This is a genomic window from Chishuiella sp. (genome assembly GCF_032109125.1).
Taxonomy (GTDB): Bacteria; Bacteroidota; Bacteroidia; order Flavobacteriales; family Weeksellaceae; genus Empedobacter.
The window spans coordinates 111,106-129,329 of sequence record NZ_DAMCLZ010000009.1; the positions used below are offsets into that span (position 1 = coordinate 111,106).

At 27.8% G+C, this 18,224-nt stretch carries 16 protein-coding genes and 3 tRNA genes; 8 read left to right on the plus strand and 11 right to left on the minus strand.

The features are described 5' to 3' along the window. Positions 1–26 precede the first annotated feature (26 nt). Positions 27–809: an MBL fold metallo-hydrolase gene (locus tag RT575_RS10710; RefSeq protein WP_313580773.1), complete on the minus strand. Its 783-nt coding sequence runs from the start codon at positions 807–809 to the stop codon at positions 27–29. A 42-nt stretch (positions 810–851) separates the two neighbouring features. Here RT575_RS10710 and RT575_RS10715 point away from each other — a divergent pair, with 42 nt between their 5' ends. Then, a complete protein-coding gene (locus tag RT575_RS10715; protein ID WP_313383369.1) occupies positions 852–2,294 on the plus strand; it encodes a TonB-dependent receptor in 1,443 nt (480 codons plus the stop codon). A gap of 44 nt (positions 2,295–2,338) precedes the next feature. On the opposite strand, the gene RT575_RS10720 is transcribed toward RT575_RS10715, so the two are convergent. Genes RT575_RS10720 through RT575_RS10735 form a run of 4 tightly spaced genes read right to left on the minus strand, consistent with a single transcriptional unit; the run spans position 2,339 to position 5,963 of the window. After that, entirely contained in the window at positions 2,339–2,728 is a 390-nt protein-coding gene (locus RT575_RS10720; RefSeq protein ID WP_313375030.1) for a hotdog domain-containing protein, read from the minus strand. Further along, positions 2,709–3,713: a Gfo/Idh/MocA family oxidoreductase gene (locus RT575_RS10725; protein WP_313580775.1), complete on the minus strand. Its 1,005-nt coding sequence runs from the start codon at positions 3,711–3,713 to the stop codon at positions 2,709–2,711. The genes RT575_RS10720 and RT575_RS10725 overlap by 20 nt, the downstream gene beginning before the upstream one ends. Before the next feature lie 4 nt (positions 3,714–3,717). Then, positions 3,718–5,379 carry a DUF6909 family protein gene (locus tag RT575_RS10730; protein ID WP_313375028.1) on the minus strand — a complete coding sequence of 554 codons (1,662 nt, stop codon included), beginning with the start codon at positions 5,377–5,379 and terminating at the stop codon, positions 3,718–3,720. A 5-nt stretch (positions 5,380–5,384) separates the two neighbouring features. Then, positions 5,385–5,963: a DUF3109 family protein gene (locus tag RT575_RS10735; RefSeq protein WP_313383365.1), complete on the minus strand. Its 579-nt coding sequence runs from the start codon at positions 5,961–5,963 to the stop codon at positions 5,385–5,387. Positions 5,964–6,038: 75 nt separating this feature from the next. Between RT575_RS10735 and RT575_RS10740 the strand changes: the two genes are divergently transcribed. Further along, complete coding sequence (locus tag RT575_RS10740; RefSeq protein ID WP_313580777.1) at positions 6,039–7,778, plus strand: 1-deoxy-D-xylulose-5-phosphate synthase; 1,740 nt, start codon at positions 6,039–6,041, stop codon at positions 7,776–7,778. A 48-nt stretch (positions 7,779–7,826) separates the two neighbouring features. Then, positions 7,827–8,321, plus strand: coding sequence for a DUF4252 domain-containing protein (locus RT575_RS10745; protein WP_313580779.1), 495 nt, complete (start codon positions 7,827–7,829; stop codon positions 8,319–8,321). Positions 8,322–8,361: 40 nt separating this feature from the next. On the opposite strand, the gene RT575_RS10750 is transcribed toward RT575_RS10745, so the two are convergent. The 5 genes from RT575_RS10750 to dprA all read right to left on the minus strand — a co-directional run bounded on the left by RT575_RS10750 (position 8,362) and on the right by dprA (position 14,824). Beyond that, positions 8,362–9,381 (minus strand): T9SS type A sorting domain-containing protein, encoded by a 1,020-nt coding sequence (locus tag RT575_RS10750; RefSeq protein ID WP_313580781.1) that lies wholly within the window; start codon positions 9,379–9,381, stop codon positions 8,362–8,364. Between the two features lie 57 nt (positions 9,382–9,438). Continuing rightward, positions 9,439–10,587, minus strand: coding sequence for a cytochrome c peroxidase (locus tag RT575_RS10755; RefSeq protein ID WP_313580787.1), 1,149 nt, complete (start codon positions 10,585–10,587; stop codon positions 9,439–9,441). Between the two features lie 127 nt (positions 10,588–10,714). Then, the gene (recO, locus tag RT575_RS10760; RefSeq protein ID WP_313383358.1) at positions 10,715–11,434 is read right to left on the minus strand and encodes a DNA repair protein RecO; all 720 of its coding nucleotides are present in this window, start codon (positions 11,432–11,434) and stop codon (positions 10,715–10,717) included. Continuing rightward, entirely contained in the window at positions 11,434–13,680 is a 2,247-nt protein-coding gene (locus RT575_RS10765) for a two-component regulator propeller domain-containing protein (RefSeq protein WP_313580783.1), read from the minus strand. The genes recO and RT575_RS10765 overlap by 1 nt, the downstream gene beginning before the upstream one ends. A gap of 46 nt (positions 13,681–13,726) precedes the next feature. Continuing rightward, entirely contained in the window at positions 13,727–14,824 is a 1,098-nt protein-coding gene (gene dprA / locus RT575_RS10770; protein WP_313580784.1) for a DNA-processing protein DprA, read from the minus strand. Between the two features lie 90 nt (positions 14,825–14,914). Here dprA and RT575_RS10775 point away from each other — a divergent pair, with 90 nt between their 5' ends. Beyond that, positions 14,915–16,033, plus strand: coding sequence for an SPOR domain-containing protein (locus RT575_RS10775; protein ID WP_313383352.1), 1,119 nt, complete (start codon positions 14,915–14,917; stop codon positions 16,031–16,033). Positions 16,034–16,367: 334 nt separating this feature from the next. Here RT575_RS10775 and RT575_RS10780 read toward each other — a convergent pair whose 3' ends face one another. Next, positions 16,368–17,000 carry a C40 family peptidase gene (locus RT575_RS10780; RefSeq protein WP_313383351.1) on the minus strand — a complete coding sequence of 211 codons (633 nt, stop codon included), beginning with the start codon at positions 16,998–17,000 and terminating at the stop codon, positions 16,368–16,370. Between the two features lie 219 nt (positions 17,001–17,219). Between RT575_RS10780 and RT575_RS10785 the strand changes: the two genes are divergently transcribed. From RT575_RS10785 to RT575_RS10800, 4 genes are all read left to right on the plus strand, one after another. Further along, a tRNA-Glu gene (locus RT575_RS10785) sits at positions 17,220–17,291 on the plus strand. Between the two features lie 95 nt (positions 17,292–17,386). Next, complete coding sequence (gene rpsT / locus RT575_RS10790; RefSeq protein WP_313383350.1) at positions 17,387–17,641, plus strand: 30S ribosomal protein S20; 255 nt, start codon at positions 17,387–17,389, stop codon at positions 17,639–17,641. A gap of 7 nt (positions 17,642–17,648) precedes the next feature. Beyond that, positions 17,649–17,720, plus strand: a tRNA-Glu gene (locus RT575_RS10795). Between the two features lie 285 nt (positions 17,721–18,005). Next, a tRNA-Glu gene (locus RT575_RS10800) sits at positions 18,006–18,077 on the plus strand. The last annotated feature ends 147 nt before the right edge of the window (positions 18,078–18,224 follow it).

An 18,224-nucleotide genomic window follows, 5' to 3' on the forward strand; every position in this document is an offset into this window, starting at 1 on the left:
AGAAATCCAAATATTTTTAGAAAGTTTTAAATAACAACCTCTAATGTATCAAATGCTAAATGTTTATTATCTGGTAATGAACTATCTACCTCATCATGAAAACCTAAATAGTGAGATATGTGTGTAAAATAAGTACATTTCGCTCCTATTAAATCCGAATAACGAATCGCTTCATCCAATAAAATATGAGAAAAATGCTCATTTTGTAATCTCAAAGCACTAATAATCAAAACTTCAATTCCTTTTAATTTTTCTATTGACTCATCAGGAATTGTTTTAACATCTGTTAAATAAGCAATTTTACCATCAATTAAATACCCCAGAATAGGTAATGCACCATGCAATATTTTAATTGGTTCAATTTCAAAACCTGCTACTTCAAATTTCTTATTTTGTATTACATTTTCTATAACAGTAGGAACTCCTGGGTATTTATTTTCAGTAAACATATAAGGAAAACGATGATGTAATTCATTCAAAACTCGCTTTAATCCAAAAACATTTAAATCTTCTCCGGATTTAAAAACTAACGGACGAATATCATCTAATCCTAATACATGATCATTATGCTCGTGTGTATAAATTATACCATCTAAACGTTGTGCATTATAGCGAAGCATTTGTTGTCGAAAATCTGGACCACTATCAATCGTAATTATTTTCCCATCTTTTTCTAGTAATAATGAAGATCTTAACCTTTTATCCTTAGGATTTGTTGATAAACATACAGGGTGATCACTTCCAATAATTGGAATACCCTGAGAAGTACCTGTACCTAAAAAATGTAATTTTATATTTGATTTAGCCATAATGATTTGGTAAATTTACCACAAACAATTTGAATTTTAGATATGGCATTAGAACAAGTTCTTACACCAAAACAAAAAGCTTTAGAAATAAATTTAAATCCAAAAATTTATGGTTCTTTTGCAGAAATAGGTGCAGGTCAAGAAACTGTTCGTTTTTTCTACCGCGCAGGTGCGGCTTCTGGAACAGTTGCGAAAGCTATGAGTGCATATGACAAGGAAATGTCTGATTCTATTTATGGCGTTGAAGAAAATAGAAGATATGTTACTCAAGCTCGTTTAAAAAAAATGTTAGACCATGAGATGTCTTTAATGAAAGAACGTCTTATTCTTGATCATTATAAAGAAAAAGCTTTTTTTACGTATGCTAATACTGTTACAACAATTGATTACTCTAAAAAAAATGAAGGTCAAGGTTGGATTGGTTTACGCTTCAAATTAAATGCTGAGGAAGAAAAAGCTAATGAAATTATTATCCATGTAAAATTTAAAGAAAATACTGCTCAATTACAGCAGGAGACATTAGGTGTTTTAGGTGTTAATTTAATTTATGGAGCTTATTATTTATATGATAACCCTCGTAAATTAATAAAATCATTATATGATACTTTAGATAATGATCAATTAGAAATTGATATGATTAATTTCAGAGGTCCTCAATTCAAATATGTTGATAATCGATTAATGTCTCTTCAATTAGTAAAAAATGGAATGACTGATGTAGCTGTCTTTAATCCTCAGGGGAAAAATATACTACCAGCTGATTTGCTTTACAAAAAAAATATTTTTGCTATTAGAGGATCTTTTCGTCCATTTATGAATGTTAATATGGATATGTTTGAATCTGGTTTAGAGATTTTTAAACAAGAAGATGATGTTCGTATTGATAATACTGAAATTTTGTTTGAAATCACCCTTTCTAATTTGATTGCTTCTGGATTTGAAGGAGAATTAAATGAAAGAGATTTTTTAGATAGAGCAGACATTATTGGTAGCCTTGGCTATAATGTTATTATTTCTAATTTCTCTGAATATTATAAACTCGTAGATTATTTTTCTAAATTTACTCGTAATCAAACTAAAATAGGTTTAGCGATGGGAGTAAATAATCTTGTAGAAATTTTTAACGAACAATATTATGCTGATCTTCCTGGAGGAATTATGGAAGCATTTGGTAAATTATTCAAAAAGAATGTCAAAGTATATTTATATCCTTACTTAGATAAACAAAAAAATATTCTATTAAACTCTAAAAACTTATTAGTAAGTGATAATGTTCATGAGCTTTACAAATATTTCTTATATAATGGCAGAATAAAAGATATTCTAAATTATAAAAAAGAATATTTAGATTCATATTCTCGTCAAATATTAGACAAAATTGCAAACAACGAAGATGGTTGGGAAAAAGAATGTCCTGATGGAGTTGCTGATATGATTAAAGAAAAAGGAATGTTTGGATATAATTTTAAATATCTTTTACAATAAAATAAAAAAGGAGACTAATTAGTCTCCTTTTTTATTTTGATTTATTATTTATATAAACGATCCTTTACATATTCCACTTGTGTTTTACCATGTGGTTTTGGTTTACCTTCTTCATCAAGATTTACCATTGTTATATTTTCTACAGAGATCACTTTCTCGTGAGTCATTTTATTACGAACTTCACAACGAAGAATCAAAGAAGTCCTTCCAAATTTTACAACTTCTATCCCGATTTCAATAATATCACCTTCTCTAGAAGCTGACATGAAATTAATCTCAGACATAAATTTTGTTACAACATGAGAGTTTTCTAACTGTACAACACTATACAAGGCTGCTTCTTCATCTATCCATGCTAATAATTTACCTCCAAAAAGTGTTTTATTTGGATTCAAATCTTCTGGTTTAACCCATTTACGTGTGTGAAATTTCATAATTTTTTGTTTTTAGTAAGTTTTTATCAAATTTAGACAACTTATTAGCATCACAAATAAACTTAACTAAATTTAACGCATTATTTCCATCTAGTAAAGATTCATTCTTGCGAATTAAAGAATCTGAAATTTCTTGTATTGCATCTATATGAAAATTTTTTTGATCTGTAGATAATTTCTGAGAGCAACAAACATTTTTAAAATCACAATAAAGCATTTTATTCAAGTATTGATCACCTATTTTTATTGTTCCTTTCTCAGCTATAATAGTTATACTACTTTCGAAATTTTTATTAAAAACAGAAGTTGTATAAATCATATGTCCTATTGTACCATCTGCTAAAAAATCTACATAACCAGAATCATCAAATTCAGTAATATTTTGATGTGTAAAATTAAAGCTTTTGGCATCTGTACACTTCACATCATCAAACCAAAAATTAATAATATCTATAAAATGAGAAAACTGAGTGAATAAAACTCCTCCATCCATTTCGTTATTTCCATGCCATTCACGCATTTTATAGTAATTTTTATTTCTGTTCCAATAACAGTTAATATTTACCATAAAAATTTTGCCTAGTGAACGATTTTCTATTAAATTTTTGATATACTGGACAACAGGAGAAAAACGAAGTTGCATAGACGTAAAAACACGTAATTTTTTTTCTTCTGCAACTTTCATTATTTCATTTGCATCTTCTATTGATAATGCAATTGGTTTTTCAATCAAAACATTTTTCCCTGCTTTTAGGCAACGTATAGCATGTTCACGATGTAATCCATTTGGTGTTGCTATTATTACAACATCTGTTTCCTTATCTTCTATCAGAAAACTTTCTAATGTAGAATAAGATTTTAAAGGAAAATCATCTGGTAAATTGAAATCTACAACAGCAATTAACTGTGCATTTTCCACTTCTTCAATCGCTTGTTGATGAACACGTCCTATATGACCATAACCTAAGATGGAAAAATTTATCATTGATTTATTTTATAATTTTTTCTAAGATCTTCTGTGTAATTAAGTATGTAGGTTTTACTCCTGTTAATCCTAAACCTCCAGAAGCTAGTGTACTTCCTGTTTCTAATGGATTATCAGAAGCATAATAAGCATACATTACTTTTACATCTCTATCAATATGATGTCTAATTTTTGATGCAACTTGAATTGCTTTTTGGTAATGAGCTCCTTCCATTTCTAAACCAATTGCTTGGAAAGATGAATTTTTGAAATATTCTAATACATCCTTATTTTGTAAAGATGTTCCCAATACAGAAATCATAGGTCCTTCATAAACTCCTAAGCCTTGTCCTTCAAAATCTGCTGCGGATAATTCATTATCAAAAACATAATTATCTGTAGTCCCTTCGAAAACATGAGCTGTAGCAATCATAATATCACCTTTTACTCCTTCTAAAATTCCAGCTTTACCCATTATAGCAACAGATTTTACATTCATTTTAAAACGAACATCTTCAACTTTATATGGTTTTAATAACTCATCCATTGCTTCAAAAGCTTGTTCTCCAAATGCATAATCCATAACAATGATAACTTCATTATTTTTATCTTTTGCATATGAAAAAGCTGAATTCGTTATGTTTACTTTTTCTAGATCGATAATTTGAACATCTATATTTGTTCCTGATTGATCTTTTATATAAATCAATCCATTTTTTTGAGTATAATCATTTAATGAATCACGTAATATTTTATTATTTGATGCACTTAAATCTTCATATATCTCAACACCATCATTTTTATATTTTCTTTTCAATCCATCATAAGCATAAAGCATATTAGATACACTATGCATATTTGCTGAAATGATATGAATATTTTTATTTTGAAGATGGTTTTCAAATAATACACGTTTTATTTCATTAGCCCATTTTTCACCAATCATATGATGACCAATAGACTCTCTAAGAGTTGAAGTAAATGTAATTTCTCGTTTCTTTTTACCTATACGATCTTGTTGACTTGTATATCCCATCCAATATACTATACGAAAGAATCTATCTTTATCATCAGCTGATCCAAAGTAATTATGAATTTCTTGTGTTTCTTCAAAAGTTCTACCTAATATCGTAGATAAGTGCATTAATGCAACTTCTCTGTCTTTACGAGAAATTTCAGTTTGTGTAAAAACAACTTCTTCTATTACTTCCCAAACTCTACTTTTAGAAAGAGTTTCATTATTGAAAGCTCTATTTCTAATTTTATCTGCTTCGTTATATAAGAATGTTAAATGTGTTAATACATCATAAATATCAGAACGTCCACGAGAAATTTCAATATTCATTTGCTCATCATCTATACGATAGCAAAAACGTCTACGTTTTGCTGGTATAATTGGCGTGAATATAGAACGATCATAGCCTTCATCAGATGTAAAACATACATAAGGTGTTTCTACAATACCTTCAGGTAAACGGTCTAAAACATACATTAAACCACTTAATTCAACTTTATTAGGATCTGTCATTGATCCATAAATTTCTGGGTTTATTTCGAATAATAAATTTCTTAAAATTTTTCCTGGTGCACCAGATGGACGATACACTCCTCTATGAAATAAATGACGCATTGAAATATATAATTTCTCAATAGCATCAGTAGATCTTCTTGCTCTTGTTATTGACATAATTTTTATTTTTTTTGGTTATTCAACTCTTGCTGAATAGTCATTAATTCATCATACCATTCTGTTCCGAATTTTCTGACTAATGAATCTTTCGCAAAAGTTGCTACGTTAACTTTCAATTCTTTTCCTAAGGTACAAGCATCTGAGCAAATATCCCAAACATGATAGTTGACAGATGTAAAATTTGAATATTCCTTAATACGGACTGGGTATAAATGACAAGAAATAGGCTTTTTATAGTCAACCTTTCCTTCTTCGTAAGCTTTTTCTATTCCACATTTCGAAAAACCATTGTCTTCGAAAACTAAATAAGCACATTCTTTATTGTTAACTAATGGAGTAACCCAATCTCCATCAGAATCCATGGTATATTTACCTTCTTCCTCAATTACAGCTATCCCTTCTGGGCGTAAATAAGGTTTTACATCTTCGTAAATATCATCTAGTATAGTAAGTTCATCTTCATCAAGTGGTGCTCCGGCATCACCTTCTACACAACAAATCCCTTTACATTTGTTAAGATTACAAACAAAATCTTCATTAAGTAGTTCTTCAGATACAAGGGTTTTTCCTATTTGGAACATAATTGTTACATTAAATTTTGTAACATGCAAATATACGGATAATTCCTGATAAAAATGTATTTTTGTAAAAGAATAATGAATAATCTACTTTCAAAAATCAGTCACCCTAAGCAACTTAAAGCTTTAGAACAATCTCAATTACTGATATTGTCTAAGGAAATACGTGAATTTATTTTAGATACATTAAGTGTAAAACCTGGTCATTTAGGTGCTGGTTTAGGTGTTGTTGAGCTAACAATTGCTCTCCATTATTACTATAATACACCAAATGATTTATTGATTTGGGATGTAGGACATCAATCTTATCCACACAAAATTCTGACTGAAAGAAAAAATATTTTTAATTCTCTTCGTCAAAAAAATGGAATTTCTGGTTTCCCTCTTCGTACTGAAAGTGAATTTGATATTTTTGGAACAGGACATTCTTCTACTTCTATTTCTGCACTTGTAGGAATGGCTACAGCTGATAAATTAAATCAAGTCAAAAGAAAACATATTGCTGTAATTGGTGACGCCTCTATTACATCTGGAATGAGTTTAGAAGCCTTAAATCATCTTGGCTCAACAGATTTAGATGTTTTAATTATTTTGAATGATAATAATATTGGTATTGATGATTCTGTTGGTGGATTAAAAAAACATTTTCAGTCCCTAAAAAATCAATCCAATAATATTTTCACTGATTTTGGATTAAATTTTATTGGAACGGTAGATGGACATAATTATGATGAATTATTTTCTGCTTTTGATAAAGCTGAAAAAATTAATGGGCCTAAATTATTACACGTAAAAACGATAAAAGGAAAAGGTTATATACAGGCAGAACTTAACCAAGTAAAATGGCATGCGCCTGGATTATTTGTAAAAGAAACTGGTGAAATAATAAATAAAATCTCAACCAAAACTTACCAAGATGTTTTTGGAGAAACAATGTTTAATTTATTAGAAACAAATAAAAAAATTGTTGCAATAACACCTGCTATGATTTCTGGAAGTAATTTAAGTACTTGTAAAAAAAGCTTTCCTGACAGAGTTATTGATGTAGGAATTGCTGAACAACATGCTGTCACTTTTGCTGCAGGTTTATCAACACAAAACACGATTCCTTATTGTGTTATTTATTCTACTTTTTTACAACGAGCTTACGACCAAATTATTCATGATGTTGCTTTACAGAATTTACCTGTTATTTTTTGTATAGATAGAGCTGGTTTTGTAGGCTCGGATGGTGCAACACATCATGGTATTTTTGATATTTCATTCCTTAGAGATATTCCTAATATGATTGTTTCTTCTCCTAGAAATGAAAAAGATTTCAAAAACTTATTATATACAGCTCAATTCACAAAACAACCTTTTGCAATACGATATCCTAAAAAAACAATTTCACCAACCAAGGATTTCGTTTACGAAGAAATTGAAATTGGAAAATCTGAAATTATTTTTGAAGGTAATAAACTTGCTATTCTTTCTACAGGATTAATAAGTTCTCGTTTAGAAGAAATTATTAACCTAAACAATCTACAAAGTAAGATTGCTTTAATTGATTTTCCTTTTATAAAGCCTTTAGACGAATCAAGATTAAAAGCTATTTCTTTAAAATATAATACTATTTTAACTTTTGAAGACGGAATAAAACATGGAGGATTTGGAAGTTCTATTTTAGAGTTTTTATCTGAAATAAAATATTTAGGAAATATAACAATAAATGGCTATCCTGATGAGTTTGTAGAACATGGAACAATCTCAGAACTTGAAGAATTAATAGGTTTAGATAATAAATCTATTTTAGAGATGATTTTAAATTATCTCTAATTTTCGGTACGAGAGTTGTTATGATAAAAAATATATAATCAATATACAATGAAAAAAATAATCGGTTTATCTCTTGTAATGGTATTAATTACATTTGCATCTTGTAGTTCGACTAAAAATATGCAAGAATTTTATTCTAAATATGATAGTCAATCTACAGTTATTCCCTTACCGTCTTTTGCTTTAAAATTAGCTGGAAAAGCTGGAGGAACAGATTTATTTAATTATTTAAAATCTGCTAAAGTTTTTATTATTAATGATGCTGGAGAAGGAAAACAAAAGCGTGTAATGCGTGATTTAGAATCTTCTGTTCGTGGAGAAAAATATGAAAATTTAGTAAAGTTAAAAGCTAAAAATAATAACTTAAATGTTGCCATTAAAGAAAATGGAGGTAGAATCAATAAAATGATTTTTGGAATTAATGGATTAAATAATGTATTAGTTTTGGATTCTAACCTAAATATATCAAGAGCTGAGCTAGATAAAGCATTAGATAAAATTAATACTGATGATATTCAAGAATTAGCAAACATTTTAAAATAAAGAAAAGCCTAGTTAATTAACTAGGCTTTTTATCTAGTAATTATTTTTTAATAATTTTTTGTGTATATGTTTTTGTTCCTTCAGTAATTTTAATCACATAAACTCCACTCGATAAATTAGATATATTCACATTACTTTGTGGCGCTAACTTACTTGATTTAACTAATTGTCCACTTAAAGAATAAATTTCTATAGAAGTTTGTTGATTACTTAATACTTTAAATTGATCTACAATTAAATTATTAGAAATAATATTTCTATTTTTATCTACAATATCATCAGTTGATAAAGTTGCTTTCGTTACTTCATCCCATGAAGTTCCAAGTCTCAGTTCATCAATTTCTACTCCAGAAGCTTGACTTATACGTTCTCTTAAAGCTACACTTTTTATTTCAGTTTGTTTATTTGAAGTTCCTGCTTCAGAAGTATGATGTGTATCATTTTCAGAAAGTGTATTCACCCATATACTAGATTTACCTTTATCTCCTGTCATATCATATTTTACAACAACAAAATATGTTTGATTCACCTTATAATCAATAGGAGAAGTTCCATATAATTCACTCTCTGGTATACTGCCTCCTGTTGTATTCGCTAATGATATATTAAATGTACCATCTGTTTTCCCTTTTCTTAAACCTATTCTAGAAACTGATCCTGTTCCGTCGCTTACATTATTTTTTTCATTATTAGAAAAAAAGAAAAAATAAGCCCCTGGTGCTGTTGCAACAGTATTAGCAGGAATTTTTTCTATATCTACAACTTTAATTAAAAATGATGCATAAACAACATCCTTTGATGATTCATTAAGTGATTTGTTGATTGATATATTAGCTGATGGAACCAAAGATGTTCTATTACCTTTTGATGTAGGAATTCCAGAATAAGCTAAACTATTTCCATCATCCGACGAAGTTGTAAGTGGTAATATAGTTCCTGTAGCTCCTGAATGTGTTGTCCATCCATTTTGATCCAGCGCTGTATTATAAGCAAATCCATCGTATTGAGCATTAACAACAGATATTATTGCTAATGATAATAGTGTAAAAATTTTTTTCATGTACTAAATTTTGACAAAATTATCAAATAAATTTAATTTAGACTAATGAAAAATAATTTATTTTGTAGGAAAATCTGGACGCTCCATCCTTGTGTTTGTTCCACTTAGCACTTTTAAAAAGCTAACAATAGCCTGTTTTTCATCACGAGTAAGATGTAGAGGTTTTATAAGAGGATCTGTAATTGGATACATTGGATCTTTCTTTTTATTTTCCATCATTTTCTGATCACTTGGTCTTACATTGTAAAAATTTATAATCCCTTCTAAATCAACAAAACCACCAGTATGCATCCATGGTTTAGTACTCATTAACTCTCTAAGTGATGGTGTTTTAAATTTACCTAAATCATTTATATCATTTGTTACATGATATCTGCCAAGATCTTCATATTTTGTTTTATAAAAATCTAATCCTATATTATGAAATGATTCATCTGTTAAATATTTACCATTATGGCAATTCATACATCTAGCTTTAGTTCTAAATAAATGCATCCCATAAATTTCTTCATCAGACATTGCCTTATAATTTCCTATTAAAAAACGATCAAATCTTGTTGGACGACTCACTATTGTTTTTTGAAAAGATGCTAAAGCTTTCGTTATTCTATCATAGCTTATATTGTCATCTCCAAAGGCTTCTTTAAAAAGAATTTTATAGTCTTTGTATTTTTTTAATTTTTTAGCAAGCTTTTTAGGTTCCATATCCATCTCATTATGAGCAGAAATAGGACCTCCAGCTTGTTCTTCTAATGTTGTAGCTCTACCATCCCAAAAAAAAGATGTTCGACTTCCTACATTATATAAACTTGGTGTATTTCTTTTCCCTCTCAAATGATCATTACCTAATGAAACACCACGTTGATCGTTCCAAGCTAATTCAGGATCATGGCAAGAACTACAAGAAATTTGATTTGATCCTGATAATTTAGGATCAAAGAATAACATTTTCCCTAAAACGGCTAAAGGTTCTTTTTGTTTTTTTACCAAATCAGGATCTCTTTCTAATGGTGCAAATTCTTCCCAAGCTACGCCTTTATCTATAAAAGGTTTTGGCCATTCAGATAAGTTTCTCTTATAACTGTTCACTATATCAATAATTGTTGGATCTTTTATTTCTCTTAAATCAGTTTTAATTTTAGGAATAAACCCGACTAAAATAAAGGAACAAACAATACCTATAATATATAATAAACTCTTCTGCATCATCAAAAAATAAATGCAAATATAATATGTTTTATTTAGTCTTATTTAAAAAAGAATTGTTTAAAAATTTATCTTTAATGATTAAAGATACTTATCAAAAAAACAAGACTTTATTCCGTATTATTATTTATATAAATAATTGATGTAACACTAATAATGAATTTGGTTTTTTAAAATTATTGGTATGAATTTGATAATATTTTATTAAAATATCTAATAATAAAGAACGTTGAGATTGATTAAAATTATTTTTTATTTCATCAATAAAATTAAGTTCTAATAATTTTTTTAGTAAAATTGATTCATCTGCTTTTAGCATATTTATTGATGATGACGAATTTGTAAAAAAACCATTTTCTAAATCAAACAATGTCCCTTCACTTTCTATATTAGGATAAAATCCTAAAAAATGAGTTAATTGAATTAAAAAAATCAAGTGAAAATCCGCAAAATTATCTTGCTTTTTATCAAATTCTTTTAATGAATGTTGTAAATAAAAATAAAGTGCTTCATTATCTGATTCTTCTTTTAAAACTAAGTTTAAAATTTCTGATATAAAAAAAACGATTGCGGATTTTACTGGATGAAAATGTAAAGATTCGTAATAATAAGCTATTTGTGAAGACTTTAAAAAGACAAGTTGCTGATCATTTATTTTAGATGAAAAAGATATTTCTATCTCATTTAATGGATAATAAACTGATGAAGTTCTTTTCTTTTTTGTAAATACACCTTTTACTATAAAAGATTTTAGTCCAAAATTTTGTGTAAAACATCTAACAATTAAACTTGTATCTCCATATTTTAATGTTGATAATACAATTGCTTTAGTATCATGTATCTTCATTATCGTACAACTGCGATTTTAAGAGTTTTTGATTCACTTCCATCAGGAGTAACCATTAGTACTAAATATATTCCTGAGGCAACAGGTTTTCCTTTAAAATTATTTGTATCCCATTCTACAACACCACCTTCAGCTTTTTTATCAAATAAAATATTTCCTACGATATCAGTTATTTTTACACTAGATCTATCTGGTAAATTTTTTATTGTAATATTCCCTTTATAAGTTGGTCTATATGGATTAGGATAAGCTAATGCTTTATTAAAATTAGTTGATTCTGAAGACACATCTCCATTATAAGATACAGCTCCTTTTTCTGTTGCAAAATATACTTTACCTGTAGATTCATCTACAGTGATACCATAAATAATATCAGAAGGTAAAGGGCTATTTTTAGTTGTGAAATGCAATTTTGTTTCTTCTCCATTTTCAGAAACATAATAAACACCTCCTCCATTTGTTCCTATCCATTTTCTATTTGCAGCATCAACAGTTATTGAATAAACTCCTAAATTAGTTAATAAAGCTTCTGCAATACCATCTTGAACAATTACTATTGGTTCTGCTTTTAAGTCATTATTATCAGCAGCAGCTTCAATTCCATAAGCTACAGCTAAACCTCTTTCTGTTCCTATCCAAAGATTTCCTGTTTTATCTAGAGCTGATGACCAAACATTATTATTAGGTAAACTTTGTTCTCCTGTTGTAAGTATGTTACCAACAACATCATAATTATTTTTTCTAATTACAGCCACACCTCCTGCTCTAGCTTGAGGAATGTAAATATACTTATTATCTATTATTGGTGACAATGCATTCGAAGCATCTTCATTTGTTCTTTGAGTTGTCGTCCAATTTCCTCCAGATTTTGCATTTACAGAAAGACTATTTATAGCTACATTTACTAAATTATAATTAGGTATACCCGAAGACATACAGTTAGAATCACAATAAAAACTTTCTGAAAGATAAAAATTTCCTTGATCATCATAACTTCCTCCTCCGAACCTATATATTTGAGGTAAAGGAGATGTAATGTGCTTAGGTTGAGAAGAATATCCATTAAATTCAAAAATACCAATTTGTGTCCCTCCCCATCCTACAACTTCTGCATAAGGAATTACCATAAAATGATTTTCATCTGTAGGATCTAAAGCAATCTTTATAATGTCTTTAGCATTATTTAAAGATTCTGAACTGTAATGATTCCAATTTTGAGAATCAAAAAATGAAAATCCATCAGCATTAAATGTAACATTATTATAATTTTCTATTCCACCTGGAGCTATCCAAATTTTATTATTTTTTGCGGTAACAGAATAAGATTTATTTGAATATGGTCCTTGAGGCTTATAATTAATTGTTGTATTAGTAAAATCAATTAGACCATTTATATTTGTGCCTGCATAAATTTTATTATCAACGTATATTCCTGTATTAAAATTATAATTATAATAATTACTTCCTCCTAAAACTGATAATTGATTACCTTGAGAAATTATTAATTGATTTCCAGAAGATTTCAAATCTAAAATGGTTGATGAATAACTGTTTGCATTTCCATTTATAGATTTTAAATTATTTCCTATTGAATAATAAATTTCATTATTTAATAATTCTATATTTGATATATTTTGTCCGTTTTCTATACTCCCCCAACTATTTATATTCGGATTATTTTTTCCGTTTTGTAGTTCGCTATAACGAATACCATCGGTTGTTGCTATATAAATTTTGTTATCTAAAATTGTCGCATCATTTACAATAAAAGAAGTTCTTGTTGTTTCTTTAAACTCTTCATCATTTAAATCATAAGATACAATACCAAAGGCTCCTGAAATAAATGCTATATTATTATATATGTAAATATTATTAATATTTTTATTTCCATTAAATTCATTCCATTTGATATCAAGAACCATAGTTGAATTTCCAGATTTTAATAAATCTAATCCTCCATTTTCATACCCAACTAAAAAAGAATCAGAATTTTCATCATAAGCCATAGCAGAGAGACCTACATTATTTAAATAATTAGTTTTATTTATTTTGACTAATTCAGAAGTTGGTTCTTGAGGGTTAAATAAAAAGATTCCATTTTCAGTTCCACAATAAATGATTCCTTTTACATTTTCAAGATATTTAACATTACCATAAGAAAATAATTCTCCCCATCGACCTTTGTTCGTTTGAGCACTTAATTGAATAAAAATCAATATAATTATGACAAATAGTTTCTTCTTCATATATTACAAAAATACTGTAATAATTAACAACTATTTTTTATGATTATTATTTTAAGGCATAAAATTTACCAGGTAGTGTAGAAATAACTTGTTTTAATTCTAAATCCAATAAAATGGGCATCAATTCATAAGATTTTAAATCTAATTTATAAGATATAATATCTATGTGCTGTTTACCATCAATTCTCAATAAATTAACTATACTATTTTCTTCTTCTGAAAATTCTATAAATAAATCAAGTTGATTAGACTTCCTATTAATATCAAAATTAAAGTAATTGATAATATCCTTAGAGTTTTCTATTAAATATGCTTGTTGTGTTTTTATAAGAAAATTACATCCTTCATTCAAAGGATCTATCGTTTTACCAGGCAAAGCAAAAACTTCTCTATTATAATCATTTGCGAATTTAGCTGTAACTAAACTACCTCCTTTAAAAGCTGATTCTACAACAACTATGGCATCAGACAAACCTGCTATAATTCTATTTCTTTGTAAAAAAGCTTCAGGTGTAGTCAATTTAAAACTTGGCTGTTCTGTTAACCATCCTCCATTAGCTAACATTTCATTTGCTATTTTTTTATGTGTAGAAGGATAAATCTTATCTAAATTTGTTCCCATAACAGCCCATGTAGAAATATTATTTTTTAGAGCAACAGTGTGTGATTCAATATCACATCCATAAGCTAATCCACTAATAATAGAAATATCAAAATCAGATAAATTATCAATCAATTCATTTATAAAGTTTTTACCATAATTTGTCATTTTACGTGTTCCTACTATTGCTATTTTCTTTTTGTTAGATGAATTAAAATCTAAGTTACCTTTTGTGTAAATTACAAGGGGACAATCATAGCATTCTTTTAAATTATTAGGATAATTAGTATCAAAGAAAGATATAATATTAATATTATTTTTATCACAATATTCAATTTCTTTATATGCTAAATGCAAGTATTTATCACTTCCAAAATCATTACTTAAAACCTTTCCAATTCTTTTAATCTTTAAAAGTTCTTCTGGTTTACTTCTCCAAGCTTTTTTTGCGGAACCAAAATGAGTAATTATTTTTTTACCAATAACATCTCCTATTCCTTTTTGAAATGATATCGCTAATATATAAGGTAGTTCAGTATTCATTTTGTTAAAATATTAATATATAATAGAATAACCACAGTATTAAGTAATTATTTTTTTGATAAATTCAAAATAAAATGTTAATTTCGTTCCATGAGGTTAGAAGAACATATTAGTGAATTATTATTTAAGCAAGATTGTGTTATTGTACCTAATTTTGGCGCATTTATAACAAACTCTGCAAGCGTTACATTGGATGAAAAAAATAATACTTTTATTCCTCCAAGAAAAGAACTATCTTTTAATTCTACCTTAATTAAAAATGATGGTATTCTAATCAATAAAATTGTTAATGATGAGCCAATGTCTTTTGATAAGGCTCAAACATTTGTAAGTGAGCAAATCTATTTTTGGCAAGAACATTTAAAAAATGGTAAAATTCTTATACTAAAAAACATAGGTAGTTTACAATTGAATGAAGTAGGAAAAATTGATTTTAAACCTGATAATAATCAAAACTATTTCATCCCCGCTTATGGACTATCAAATCTTAAAGCTAATTATATTTTAGAAAAACAAGAGCATAAAACCTCTAATCAATACATGTCAAAACTTTTAGTTACAGCATCTTTAATTCCAATTATTATAGGAGGAGTTTTATATTTTAATACACCAAAACCTGTTGAAAAATTTGTAACAGAGCAATGGAGTGGTTTAGTTTTACCTATAATTGGTAAAAAAGAAATAAAAGAATCTCCAAAAGCCATTCAATATGATGTTTACAATTTACCTCAAACTATAGAAGAACCATCTTTGGTTGAATACCAAATAGCAGAAATAGCAACGAAAAAAGATACTATAGAAATTCCTAAAAAGGTTGAAATAACGGTCGTAAAAGAAACAAAAATAAATGATAACGAGAAAGAGGTTACAGCTATAGTTAAACAAAAAGACGTAAAAAAAGATGTTGTTATTAATAAAAATGAAGCTAAAAAAATTGACTCGACAAAGAAAGAATCTTCCAATAAAAAAATAATTGAAAATTCAAGTAAAAAATATCAAGTAATTGCCGCCTCTCTTAAAAGACAAGATGATGCAAATCGTTTAGTTGAAGATTTAAAAAAACAAGGCTATAAGAATGCGGATATAACTTATATAAAAGGTAGATATTATTATGTTACTTATAATACTTTTAATGATTTAGAGCAAGCTCAAAAATATATGAATGAAGTAAATAAAAAATCTCCTGGAACCTGGGTAAGAACAAATTAATTAGTAATAAAATAGCTTAATAATTATTAAAAAATATTTATATCCGAAGAGATTTTTATTTCTTCGGATTTTTTATTCTTGATTTAAGAAATCTGAGGATTATTCGACATAATATTGTTTCTATCTGATTTCCAAATTACTCATTAAAATATTAAATATTTTATTCTTAGATTACCATCTTTATTTTCTGATTGAGAAATTTTATTCTTCATTTAAAGTATATTCTGACTATGTAAGTTTATTTCCTTTTATAACTTATTTCTGAGCAATACAAAAAAATATAAAAAAGGCATGTTAAGTATAACATGCCTTTTTTATTGATAATTATTTATTATTATAATACTCTTTTTATATATAAAAATTTTGGTCCCCAATATCTATCATTTAATGAAGAAACCATAACACCTTTTGATGTTGAAGAATGTATAAATTCTAATACTCCTTCTTTATTTCTTCCATGAACAATTCCTACATGAGAAACTCTACCTCGACCTCTAGTTGCAAAAAACACTAAATCTCCTTCTTTCGCTTCATCTGCAGATATTTTTACTCCTTCTTTCGCTTGATCAGCTGAAACACGAGGTAAATCTTTGTTAAAAGTTTCAAAAACACTTCTTACAAAGGCAGAACAATCAATTCCATTTCTTGTTGTGCCTCCATATCGATATGGTGTACCGATGTATGTTTCTGCTTCTTTTAATAAAAATCCAGCAAATAAATCATTTGTTTCTTCTAAAACACTATTTAAAACAACCATCGATTTAGCTTCATCATTAATTTCTATTGGTGCAACTTCTAAATTAGATTGCTTATTTATTAATTTAGCTTGTCCTTCTATAGCTCTAGGCTTCATAATAAAACTCCTCGAAGAGTATTCTGTAGCTTCACCTACAGGGGTTAAGGACGAACACGATGTTATAAACATAGAGCACAATACTGCTGCTACGCCAAATATTGACACTCTCATATTAGAAATTGTTTTTCATTTTTATATATTTAGTATTGCTAAAATAACTTTTTAAATATTATTATATTATACTCAAACTGCTGTTTTAGATAAAATTAACTTTATTAACTTTATTTTAACATAATTTATATATAATTTTTATTCTAAATGTTTTGGAAGTATAAAAAAAACATATACATTTGCACTCGCTTTTCACAAGAACTGTAAAAGCCGTCATGCGGCCCATTCGTCTAGTGGTTAGGACATCAGGTTTTCATCCTGGAAACAGGAGTTCGATTCTCCTATGGGCTACATAAAAAGTGTTTTAGAAAATTATTTAAATTATTTGGTAAGATAAACTTTTTGTTTTTATCTTTGCCGAACTAAAATAGAAAGAGATAAACGTTATGGCAAATCATAAGTCAGCATTAAAAAGAATTAGACAATCAGCGGTTAGACGCGATCGTAATAAATATTATCACAAATCTGCTCGTACAGCTATCAAAGCTTTAAGATCAGAAACTGATAAAAATGAAGCAGAAACTGTTTTTCCAAAAGTTTCTTCAATTATTGATAAATTAGCAAAAAGAAACATTATTCATAAGAATAAAGCTTCTAACTTAAAATCTAAATTAGCTAAACATATAGCTACATTAGGATAATATAAGTGGTCCCTTCGTCTATCGGTTAGGACATCAGGTTTTCATCCTGGAAAGAGGGGTTCGATTCCCCTAGGGACTACAAATTAATAGATAGATTGCTTTATCGCAATCTTTTTTTTCCTTATTCATAGTTGTTGATGTTTTATTAAACAACCAGTGTAATACTGTGTAAAGGAAATTGTTTTTTGTGTTTTGTTTGTAAAGATTAATCAATTTATTGTAGATTAATCGGGAATGAAAATGTCGCTGTATAATTCAACTTGGTTCAAATTATTAGAATTATACAACGACTTTTCTTAAAACCCAACACATTTATTTGACATTTTTATTTATAAATTACGAGTTATTAAATTCATAATTAAGTGGTCCCTTCGTCTATCGGTTAGGACATCAGGTTTTCATCCTGGAAAGAGGGGTTCGATTCCCCTAGGGACTACAAATTATATAGAATTAAATAATTAAAAATATTTTTAAAATATATTTGGTAGTTAAAATTATTCTATTAATTTTGCATCGAAATTATTTTTAAAGTGGTCCCTTCGTCTATCGGTTAGGACATCAGGTTTTCATCCTGGAAAGAGGG

Excerpts from the sequence above, each read along its gene's own strand:
- dprA (WP_313580784.1), bottom strand. The coding sequence starts at position 14,824 with ATGAATACTGAACTACCTTATATATTAGCGATATCATTTCAAAAAGGA.
- RT575_RS10750 (WP_313580781.1), bottom strand. The coding sequence starts at position 9,381 with ATGAAAAAAATTTTTACACTATTATCATTAGCAATAATATCTGTTGTT.
- RT575_RS10730 (WP_313375028.1), bottom strand. The coding sequence starts at position 5,379 with ATGTCAATAACAAGAGCAAGAAGATCTACTGATGCTATTGAGAAATTA.
- RT575_RS10715 (WP_313383369.1), top strand. The coding sequence starts at position 852 with ATGGCATTAGAACAAGTTCTTACACCAAAACAAAAAGCTTTAGAAATA.
- RT575_RS10755 (WP_313580787.1), bottom strand. The coding sequence starts at position 10,587 with ATGCAGAAGAGTTTATTATATATTATAGGTATTGTTTGTTCCTTTATT.
- RT575_RS10725 (WP_313580775.1), bottom strand. The coding sequence starts at position 3,713 with ATGATAAATTTTTCCATCTTAGGTTATGGTCATATAGGACGTGTTCAT.
- RT575_RS10740 (WP_313580777.1), top strand. The coding sequence starts at position 6,039 with ATGAATAATCTACTTTCAAAAATCAGTCACCCTAAGCAACTTAAAGCT.
- RT575_RS10710 (WP_313580773.1), bottom strand. The coding sequence starts at position 809 with ATGGCTAAATCAAATATAAAATTACATTTTTTAGGTACAGGTACTTCT.
- RT575_RS10735 (WP_313383365.1), bottom strand. The coding sequence starts at position 5,963 with ATGTTCCAAATAGGAAAAACCCTTGTATCTGAAGAACTACTTAATGAA.
- RT575_RS10765 (WP_313580783.1), bottom strand. The coding sequence starts at position 13,680 with ATGAAGAAGAAACTATTTGTCATAATTATATTGATTTTTATTCAATTA.
- rpsT (WP_313383350.1), top strand. The coding sequence starts at position 17,387 with ATGGCAAATCATAAGTCAGCATTAAAAAGAATTAGACAATCAGCGGTT.
- RT575_RS10745 (WP_313580779.1), top strand. The coding sequence starts at position 7,827 with ATGAAAAAAATAATCGGTTTATCTCTTGTAATGGTATTAATTACATTT.
- RT575_RS10780 (WP_313383351.1), bottom strand. The coding sequence starts at position 17,000 with ATGAGAGTGTCAATATTTGGCGTAGCAGCAGTATTGTGCTCTATGTTT.
- RT575_RS10720 (WP_313375030.1), bottom strand. The coding sequence starts at position 2,728 with ATGAAATTTCACACACGTAAATGGGTTAAACCAGAAGATTTGAATCCA.
- recO (WP_313383358.1), bottom strand. The coding sequence starts at position 11,434 with ATGAAGATACATGATACTAAAGCAATTGTATTATCAACATTAAAATAT.
- RT575_RS10775 (WP_313383352.1), top strand. The coding sequence starts at position 14,915 with ATGAGGTTAGAAGAACATATTAGTGAATTATTATTTAAGCAAGATTGT.